This is a genomic window from Flaviflexus ciconiae (assembly GCF_003971195.1).
Lineage (GTDB): Bacteria > Actinomycetota > Actinomycetes > Actinomycetales > Actinomycetaceae > Flaviflexus > Flaviflexus ciconiae.
Window position 1 is genome coordinate 1,330,199 of sequence record NZ_CP034593.1, and the last position, 9,872, is coordinate 1,340,070.

Below are 9,872 nucleotides of genomic sequence, written 5' to 3' on the forward strand. Positions count from 1 at the left end.
TCGCCTCGGACTCGGCGGAGCCGGTGGCCAGCACTGCACCGATCAGCTCAGTTCCGCCACCCAGTACTTCTTCACCAGCAAATTCACCAGCAAATTTCTTCTTGCCGCGGTCCGCGACCTACACATCGTCGTCCAGTCTCGTCGCACCGCAGTTCAGTATTGATCCCCCAGGAGAGCCACTCACCTGCTGGAGAATGACTCGGGCAAGCAATATCGGGCCAGCAAGGTCCTTCTGTCCCAGAGCTTTCGCTCTATCCGTCTCCAGAGCAGAGCGGGCTGCAAACGCCGCAGTTGTTCTCAGCGCGGTCTTCGCCGGCCGACAATTTTCGTGTCGAGGACGGAGCGCGAGGATTCACGTCATCAGCGGCTCCGATAGGAATTGATGATTTCGACTGGCCAACATCTTCCAAGACCGTCCTGCGCGGCTTTGATCGGCTGGAGCACAACTGGCTCTCCGGTCATCGCGGAGTCGACCTGGCATCGCGGTCCGGCGAGAAGATCCGGGCGGCCGGGCCTGGCCGTGTTGTTTACTCGGGGCTCGTCGTTGACAACAACGTGGTGTCGATCGAGCACTCCACCGGTATCCGAACGACATACATGCCGGTGGACCCATCGGTCTCTATCGGCGACTGGGTCAATACGGGCGATGTCATCGGCACGATTGAGGAAGGACATTGTCTTCTCGGTACCTGTCTTCACTGGGGCGCCAAGAGAGGGGACCGTTATTACGATCCCCTCTCTCTTCTCGACGCTGTCGAGATCAGGCTCTATCCCGTCAGCAAGTAGAAGGTGACGATCAACCCGCTACTTTGGAATAGGTGGTCCTCTTATTGAGGCGAAGGAGCGGATATGGGCTTGGTGGCCCTCCCATATCCACTCCTCCAGATATAGGCCACGAGAACGATGACGGTCCCAGACAGGATGACCGCCCACCAGGGAAATCCTGGAATCTCGGGAGCATCAAAAGCTGTTTCGACGTCATGGATCGGCGTGGGTGTGACTCGTTCTCCGGTGACAAGAATGCGGTGCGAGTTGATGCCGAGCGGGGTGCACGTCACGAGAGTGATGAGGTCCCGCTCGGGATCTGCGAAGATCGCCTCCGTTTGATCAGGCTCGATGACCTGAACGCTGACGACCCTATAGGTCAGTACTTCATCGAGAACAAGGACGGAGAAAGTGTCGCCTTCCTCTGCCATATCCAGGTTGTTGAAGAGTGTCGATTCGGGGAGTCCCCGGTGCGCGGTGAGCACGGAGCGAGTTCCAACCCCTCCGACCGGAAGGGAGGTCCCCTCAAGGTGGCCCACGCCCTTCTCCAACGTCGTATCGCTCGTTCCGTGATAGATCGGTAGATCGATTGTCAAGTCGTCATAGCGGAGCCGGCCCATGAATCCTCCGCCTGTCAGGGCAAGGAGTTCCTCATAGTCAAAGCCGCCGTCAGCAAACGTTCCCTCACCGGTGGCAACGTTCGTGTTTGCTTCGTAGATTGCGCCCGACGCTAGGGCGTCGTTGTAGGCATGGGCCAGTTCGAGCTCACTATTGGCCAGAACCGGATCGTTCTGCGGCGGCTGGTCCATCCTCTCCCTCATCAGCTCAATGACTCTTGACTGCTCGCGCTGCGAGAACCATGAAGCGATCTGCGGATAGAGGGTGACGAGAACACCGGCGAGGATGACGAGGCAGGCGATTGACTGTGCCCACGGGAACCGCCACCGGCGCTGTGCCGGGACCTCCCGTTGCGAGACAACCGTGCCTGCCACTGTCACTACCTTTCATTTGCTTCCGGGAGGGTTGTGGCGGCGGAATCCCGCCGCCACAACCCAACCATCACTGAATCGTTCCCGTTTGTTGACTACTCGGTCTTGCGGCGACGGGTCAGAGCAAGAGCTCCACCGCCAATGCCAACGAGAACCAGGCCACCAACGGTCATGAGCAGCGTGCCCTGAGCACCGGTGAGCGGAAGGTCCGGACCATCGGTCTTGGGGTTGACGATCGTCAATGCATTGACGTTGTTTTCACCAGCGCTGATGGTCACGGGGTTGGTGATAACACCTGCCGAGTGCCCGGAGGGGACCACGGTCTCGTAGACGCAGTAATCCTTGGTAGGTGAATTCAGCGGATCATCGGAGTTGGCAATCCACAGTCCGAGGGGCGACGTTGCCGGTGACGTGTAATCCCACAGGACAATGCCGTCATCACCCGATACGCCGGTCGCCACCGGGTCACCGGTCGGGACCGTAGCGGGGCACTGAGTGCCAGCAGCATCGAACACCTGGAACTCAGCGCCCGCAAGAGGAAGCGCGGTTTCCGAGTCATCGGTCTTCAGGATTGAGAGCTGTCCCCAGTAGGTATGCGGCTCATCCTCACCCGGGACGGTGGTTCCGTTGAACTTGCTCGCATAGTCATCGTTCGGGATCGACCCATTACCGACTGACGTGACGGTCGTATCGAACTCGATGATCAGGTTATTGCCCTGGTTATCATCAAGGAGGGCACGTCCGGATTCCGTCAGAGTCCAGACCGCATTCCCTTCCACGTTGTAGTGCGTTCCATCGACTAGAGGTGTGGCCGGATCACTATCGATCGTGACCGTCGACGAGCCTGGAACGTAGGTGAGCCGGGAATCGAGGGTATCCGTAATCACCGCTTCCGTGAAAGTCTCGTCGTTGTTCAACACCGGGATGGGCACATTCAGGGTCCAGGTGACATCCGAGCCAACGACCAAATCAACCTGATCTTCGTCGATGGTCTTCGACGGCACGTCCATCAGCTGGTTCTTCGGATCGGCCACAACGTCGTAAGTCCAGCCAGCTCCGCCTTCCCCAAGGGAGGTCGGGATGGAGACGTAGAAGTCGGGAACCTTGGAAACGATCGGATGGTCTCCCGGGTCAGTTTCCTGAACCAGGTAGATTCCAACATCCAAAGTGAACGTCACCTTTCCGCCGACCGTCACAGCATCCTTTACGGTGGTGGTCAAGCAGAAGGGGTCCGCCGGCGCTGCGGGAGCACTGTCAAAGAGGTCTTCTAAGCCATCCCAATGACTCGCGTTCGTGAGGTCAAGAGGGACACATGTGCCCCCATCAACCTTCCCAACTCGGGTCACGGTGAACTCGACACCGTCAAGGAGATTGTCCCGGTCGGGTGTTTCCCCTTGGCCCACCGGGCCACCCGAATACTTGTTGATCGTCAGTGTGCCGTCATCGGGGGCTCCCGGCTGATCGGGGCCTATGTTGGTCCCGACGGGATCGTTCTCATCAGCCATCGCGGCTGTACCCACCCCAGCGAATCCAGCTAGTGCGAGTGCCAATGCACCGGCCCCAGCGGCAAATCGCCGTAATGCGGTGTGTTTCGTAGACATTTCTACCGCTTCCTTTCTTTCCCTCGGCCGCCTGTGGCTTCGTAGAGGGTCGATATTTTTCTACTTTCCTTGCGGCCCGAGGCCGAATGCTTGCCGCTCACTTTGAGCCAATGAGCGCCGGTTGAGTCCAAACCCTCTACGCCACCTCCCTGCGGTTCTTGCGCAGGTGCGCGTAGCCCATGCCGCCCACTCCGAGAAGGAGAATCGACGGGCCAACAATCATGAAGAAATCGCGGCTCATGCCACCGGTCAACGGTAGGGCAGGCGGATCTCTTCGTTCATTTTCAACTGGGTCGAGGGTCACCTCGAGTGAGGCAGGGTCCTCTTTTCCAATGGTGAAGGTGATGGGGTCACTGTTCAGGTAGTAGCCTGCCGGCGCCTTCGTTTCGGTGAGCGTGTATTCACCCCAGGGCAAGTCCTCGATCTGGAACACGCCGGCTTCCAGGTCCGCATCGGGCCCAGCACAGGAATCAGCCGTGCAGTCGGTAATCGCTAGCACGTCACCGTCATTGAACAGGTCGGGGCCGGCAAGCTCCCATTCCGAGCCCGACAGCTTCGCACCAGAGTCATCGACCTTTGTCCACTCCACGCTGCCGAGTTCACGAAGGGTCGTGTTTGTCACGATGATCGTCGATGCCTGAGTAGCTGCCGTGACTGGATCGCCAATAGTCGGCTCCCCGTCCCAGCTGTAGGAGGGATCGTCTGCCACGGGAACGTCCGGACGTCCATTCTCATTGACAACTGAGCATTCGGAACCAAGCGGGATCAGGTGCGTACCATCAGAGGCCCAGGTTTCACCGTCCTTGATCGGCCCCCATTGACCGGTGACAGTTTCATCGCCGAGAACACACTGCCAGTCCCCGCTGTATTCCAATTCAGAATCAGCAGTGCCGTCGACAATCTTCGTTACCTCGAAATTGCCGTACACGCGGTCGGCGGTGTTCGTGACGACCACGTTGACGGCATCATTGGCCACGACAGTCGCGGAGTCAGCCGCTTCCGGGTACTCGATGGTCGGAGTTCCCCACTCCCATGACGTGTTGGGAAGGGCAGTATCATCCGGTCCCGTTTCAGTCACGGTACACCCGGAGCCAACCGGAATCTGGTTGGGGGGCACCGAACCAGATGCCTCTGTCAGGACTGCGGGGCCCTCCCCACTGGCGGTCCATGTGCCTGCGGCCGTCTCGTTTCCTCCGATGGAGCAGGCGTAGGTTCCAGTGAAGGACGCATCGTCAGCCGTCTCTGGCGGGACATTGAGATACTTTTTCTCAATGGTGAGTGCACCATGCTTGGGAGGTTCCTGATTCAAGACTGTGCAGGCAACGATGGAATCTACCTTCACATCGACATCAAAAGCTAGGGCTCCCTTATTTGTGACCGGGACAGGTGCTCCACTTGCTTCACAGACTGCGTTGACACCGTTCTGTTGCACGAGCTCATATCCGGCTTGCTGAGTTTCAGTGACTGTGACTGTCCGTGAGGCTGTTGGATCCGTACCCAAATTCAGACGGAAGTTGACGGCTCCAGTCTCTTCATCAGTCACCCTTCCCAGTGAAGAAACAAGAGACTCATTGTCTGCGACCAGCACTGCGTCAGTCGTGGCAGCAGTGAAGAACCAGCCAGCGGGGGAAGAATCGATTATCTCACCATCGGCGTCAACGATCTGCTTTGTTACGGAGACAGAGCCCCTGCAGTTCTTACGAGCAAGCTCTTCCAGCTGCTCTTCAAGTGCTTCGTAATTGGCAACCAGGTAGTAGTCAGTACCTTCTATGTCGCCGGAAACATCCTTGATATTTTCCTCGTCGACACCGCTACCAACACCGAGCCCCATGACAAACGCGCCATTCGACTTCAGATCATTGGCCCGGAGAATCGCAGTATCAAGGTCGATTTGATCGAAACGTGTCCCGTAGTCATTATTTCCGGGCGGAGCACTTCCCGGGGTGCCGTAAGCGGTTGGTTTTCCATCGGTAATAAAAACGACCATGTCATAACCACCGGCAACCTGCCCAAGCCCAGCATCCCAGTTCGTTCCACCCTGAGCGCTGGTCGGGCGCGAAAGACCGTTGATGTGTGCACGAACCACGTCAGCACCGTCATCCGTCGCCACCGTTGTTGCGGGGAGATTTGTATTCGACCCCGCTGGGGCAAACGTTGCAAACGTATAGATGCCAACGCTTGAGGGCGTACCTTCAAGGGCGTCAATAAACGCCACTCCCGCATTCTTAGAGTTATCGACATCCCTATCGCTCAACGAGTTTGATAGGTCGAAAACCAGAGCGATACTCAGGCCACACTGGTTGGGCAGTGCCGGGTTCGGCATCGGATTGACATTGACACTGACAAATTGTTGCACAAACGTGCCGAAGCCATGAGTACTCTGGCCGTGTGCATTATTGAAACCCCCGGAATAACCAATACTCTTTTGATAATTGCTGGAAGGTCTTTCATAATTCGCCTCCCCATACGAGAACTGACCAGATTGTTGCGTGATCTGATATCTCGTATCGGTTACGACATTGTGTCCACCAAATTGCTTCACCAGGAACTCACCCGGATCGGGATCTAGGTCTGGCCCGTCACACGGGGAGGCGATACAGTCGTCGACACTGGTAGCTCCTGCCCAACGTGCGAACCCACGATACTCGATAGTAAATGTCGCTCCGCCGACCGGGTTCCCACTTGCGTTCTTCACATCCCAATAGATGAAGGGGGGCGACGCCTCATCAGGCGAGCCCACCGCCATCGGCTCAATCGCGGCCTCACTGGCAAGCGACGACGCTTCACCATCTTCTTGACCCTCATCGATTCCAACCACGTCGTCTTGGACGACGATATCCTGCTCATCAGCCAGGTCCCCTGAGCCTTCGTCACCAGGAATTGGCGTTGCCGGCTCGTCCGGTTCTTCAACGATGGGATCGTCCGGCTCGGGAGCGGTAACCGGATCGACGGGATCATCCGGTGTCGGCACGACTACTGGATCGACGGGATCATCCGGTGCCGGCACGACTACCGGATCGACAGGGTCCTCCACGGGAGAGTGGCTCTCAATCGGATCGGCGGGCTTCTCGATCTCGGCACCGCCGCCCGTCGTATCATCCGAATCTCCCGCTGCTGCCACGCTGAGCGGAGCGAGGCTCAAACCTAAGAGGGCGGCGGCGAGGGCCGCTGTCATCTGTGACCGCCAGTTATGTGATCGCATTGTTCTCTTCATGTCATTCACCTCGAGCGATGCCGGCCCGTTTGGTTACCGCGGACTGACGTAGGGCTTAGAAACGATTGGTCAATCGACCTCGTGTAAGCGGTGGACACGCAGAGTTTCGTGGCGATCGTGACCGTCGCCGTAGCAAAAAAGCGCTTCACACATGTATGTCGCACGACTACCCCCACCCAAACAGACAGCTTTATCCAAAGAGATGAGCCACCCGCTCGCTGCCGACTTCTATCCCCTTCTCGTCAAGAAGGCTGATAGTTCGGGTCCGGGCGGACTGCTCAGAAACCGAGACATCTTTTGTTCCGGTTTGCAGTTGATTCTTTGCCCTCGGGACCACTTGCTCAATCGATATGCGCCTAAATCGTCCCGTTTTCATCATCAAATTATGAGAAATCTAGAAACTAATTGATGAAAATGACTGCTGGACTTAATGAATGAGAGTCCTTTATTGATGAGTAATCAGTACTGCCCGGATCGGATCACACCTGGATCACCCGGAAGCGCGCCACTCATCGTTTTTTTAATGAGACACGCCTGAATCCTTGCGTAATCACCGCAAAAGGCATACAGTCATTCCACGATCTTCTAATCGATCAGTCAGAGTCGTCCGGTGGTTCACACCTGGCAAGGGAGCCTGTCGGGCACCCCCCGAGCTGGAGAGTTAGCTATGCCTCGGAGTGCTTTCAAGCGTCTTGTTACTACGCCTTGGTTCCTTGTCTCCATACCAGAGCCGAATCCAGGGTCACTCCCACGACCACGCCTCGATGACCTCCTTGAGTCAAGCAGTAGCGATTTTCCGATCACAATTATTGAGACTCCCCCGGGATTCGGCAAGGCCACCGCCCTTGCCGCTATGGCCAATGCTCGGAAGGAAAGTACTGCATGGGTGACGGCCCTTGCGGTCTACTCAGATCCGGTCCCGCTCTTCGCTGCGATACTCTCGTCGCTTCATTATCTGTACCCGGGCAATCAAGGGATCCACGATGAGATCACGCGGCTCAATCAGGACGATGACCCGCTACATTCCCGCATTGCCTCGATGCTCTCCCATCTGCCCGAGGACAGGCGCACGGTCGTCGTCATCAACGATGCTCATTACCTCAGCAAAAAGGCACTCACAGATCTGGTGGTGCCACTGGCTCGCTACAGCCGGGGCCAACTGCATTTCATTCTGTCCGGGATGCAGTCGCTCACCTCGTGGCTCTCAAAGGAGACTGCCGAGGGCATTGCCCACACGATTCCCCACTCGGAGTTCCTTTTCACGCGGGAGGAAACGACCGAGCTTGCTACCGCTGCCGGTCTTGACCCCGAGCGGATCCATGCCGCCAACCGCTGCATGCATGAGGAAACGCACGGGTGGCCGGTCGCCGTTCAGCTCCTCATTAAGAGCCAGTACGAGGCCACCGTGGATGTGGAGACCGGTACGGCCCCGACCCTCCTCACCGAATACATCGTCAACGAAGCGCTCACCAGCTTGCCCAAGCGGCTCCAGGACTTCGTTCTCACCGCCACTGCCTCAACGGGCACCAGCCCGAAGCTCGTCACGCACCTGACAGGTGACATCAGTAGCCCTGCTCTCCTACAAGAATGCCAGCGCCGGGGACTTTTCCTTGAACTCTTGAGAGACAAGGACAGTGATCCTCGGTTCCGTTGGCATCCGCTCTTTGCCCAGAGCTGCCAGGACATTCTCAAGGAGCGCGACCCCGAGCACTACGATGCGATGCAGAGGAGAACGGCGGAGTGGATGGCAACGCGGTATCCCTCGGTTGCCATCACCCACGCACTCAAGGTCAAGGACCCCGACTTCGCGGTTCATATGATTGAGGACGTGTGGCTCCAGATGATCACGAGCGACCACACGGCAACTCTTGAAAGCCTCTGCCTCGAGGTTCCCACTGCCGGACGCAAACTTCCGAGCCTTCTCTATATCCGCGCCTGCTGCCGTGACATCCTGGGGGATGCCATCGGTGCCAAGATGCTGAAGGCACGTGCCGATCGCGGCATCGCAACCCTCGAAGGGGACGAGGCTGAACGCACTCGAATCACCAAGGCCTTCGCTGAGCTCCTCCTGCTGGAGAACCACTCGGGACTGGATGCGGCTGTCAGCACTGCCGAGGAGATCCTGACAACGACACAGCTCCACAGAAGTCTCTTTACCCACGGTACGTTTATCACCGCATGGAACTGCCTGAAGCTGAGCCGCGCCCCCAGGCGCGCCGCCGCCCTTTTCGGTAGCGTGTCCGCGAGCGCCGAGATCGCCGGCTTCCCACTAATCGGACAGAGCGCCAAGGTCGGCCTTATCACGGCGGAGGCTTTCTCGGGCCGGTTCCGGGTTGCCCGGCACCTCCTTGACGAGTTTGACACCGATCACAAAGTGTCGGCGCCGAACAGCCCGGTTGTCGGCCACGTGGTCGCCTGGCCGGATGCTTTCATGTCTTTCTGGCAGGGTGACATGAACCGCGCGGTTCAGCTCGTCCGTGAAATCGATAGCGTGGACGGCTACGGGGTTGACGAAACAGACCTTGCTCGACTCTATTTTGCGTATGCTGCTGCCCTGTCGCGCGACACATCCCTGCTGAATGAGGCAACGATCATGGTGGGGAAGATGGACGATGAGGAGACTCATGGCATGCCCTGGCCGATATACAAGCATGTTGCCGAGGTCTGCCTTCATCTCGCCCGCGGGGATCGCACCCGCGCCATTGCCCTTCTCGAAGATGTCAAGGAACATTCGTGGGCCAGAACCACCCGGATCATCATCGCCGAACTGTGGTTCCGATTGGGACTGCCCGATCGTGCACGCCGCGAACTCGACCACGTGGACGACACCTCCCTCGTCAGTTTCAATCTTGCGCTCTATCAGAAGACCCTCGCGGCGATTGACTGGGTGAAGGGAAACAAGCGCAGGGCGCACAGCCGGTTTGAGTCGGCCCTCGACGCGGCAGTACCGGAGGGCGTTCTCATTCCGTTCATTTACCTGGATGACGCCAGCCGAGAACTCATGACAACACATTCCTACTCGGGGACGAAGCACAACGATTTCCTTATCACGAGGATTGCGGCAGATGCTGCTCGAAGCCGCAAGTCCACCGGTGTCGGCGCACTGCTGTCCGAGCGCGAGTACGAGGTATTCAGTTTCCTGGCAACACCGATGACGGCCGAGGAGATCGCAAAGAATCTGTTCCTCTCCCCCGCCACGGTCCGCTCGCACCAGGCATCGATCTACCGGAAGCTCAGGGTGACGAACAGAAAGGATGCCGTCAGGCAGGGCCTGAGCCTCTAGCTGTCCGCTTACCGCATCGG

General features: G+C 58.0%; 5 protein-coding genes. 2 read left to right on the forward strand and 3 right to left on the reverse strand.

What is annotated here, in order from left to right:
* Nucleotides 1-291 precede the first annotated feature (291 nt).
* Entirely contained in the window at nucleotides 292-786 is a 495-nt protein-coding gene (locus tag EJ997_RS05955) for a M23 family metallopeptidase (protein WP_164719835.1), read from the forward strand.
* A gap of 41 nt (nucleotides 787-827) precedes the next feature.
* Here the strand turns inward: EJ997_RS05955 and EJ997_RS05960 are convergent, their stop codons facing one another.
* From EJ997_RS05960 to EJ997_RS05970, 3 genes are all read right to left on the reverse strand, one after another.
* On the reverse strand, nucleotides 828-1,757 hold the full coding sequence (locus EJ997_RS05960) for a class C sortase (RefSeq protein ID WP_228201603.1): 930 nt from the start codon (nucleotides 1,755-1,757) through the stop codon (nucleotides 828-830).
* A 92-nt stretch (nucleotides 1,758-1,849) separates the two neighbouring features.
* Nucleotides 1,850-3,355 (reverse strand): SpaH/EbpB family LPXTG-anchored major pilin, encoded by a 1,506-nt coding sequence (locus EJ997_RS05965; RefSeq protein ID WP_126704968.1) that lies wholly within the window; start codon nucleotides 3,353-3,355, stop codon nucleotides 1,850-1,852.
* A gap of 136 nt (nucleotides 3,356-3,491) precedes the next feature.
* Nucleotides 3,492-6,569, reverse strand: a complete 3,078-nt coding sequence (locus EJ997_RS05970; RefSeq protein ID WP_126703754.1) for a DUF5979 domain-containing protein — start codon at nucleotides 6,567-6,569, stop codon at nucleotides 3,492-3,494.
* A 667-nt stretch (nucleotides 6,570-7,236) separates the two neighbouring features.
* On the opposite strand from EJ997_RS05970, the gene EJ997_RS05975 reads away from it, so the two are divergent.
* Nucleotides 7,237-9,852, forward strand: a complete 2,616-nt coding sequence (locus EJ997_RS05975; RefSeq protein ID WP_126703755.1) for a LuxR C-terminal-related transcriptional regulator — start codon at nucleotides 7,237-7,239, stop codon at nucleotides 9,850-9,852.
* The last annotated feature ends 20 nt before the right edge of the window (nucleotides 9,853-9,872 follow it).

Coding starts and splice junctions, on each gene's coding strand:
- EJ997_RS05965 (WP_126704968.1), bottom strand. CDS start 3,355: ATGTCTACGAAACACACCGCATTACGGCGATTTGCCGCTGGGGCCGGT.
- EJ997_RS05970 (WP_126703754.1), bottom strand. CDS start 6,569: ATGAAGAGAACAATGCGATCACATAACTGGCGGTCACAGATGACAGCG.
- EJ997_RS05975 (WP_126703755.1), top strand. CDS start 7,237: ATGCCTCGGAGTGCTTTCAAGCGTCTTGTTACTACGCCTTGGTTCCTT.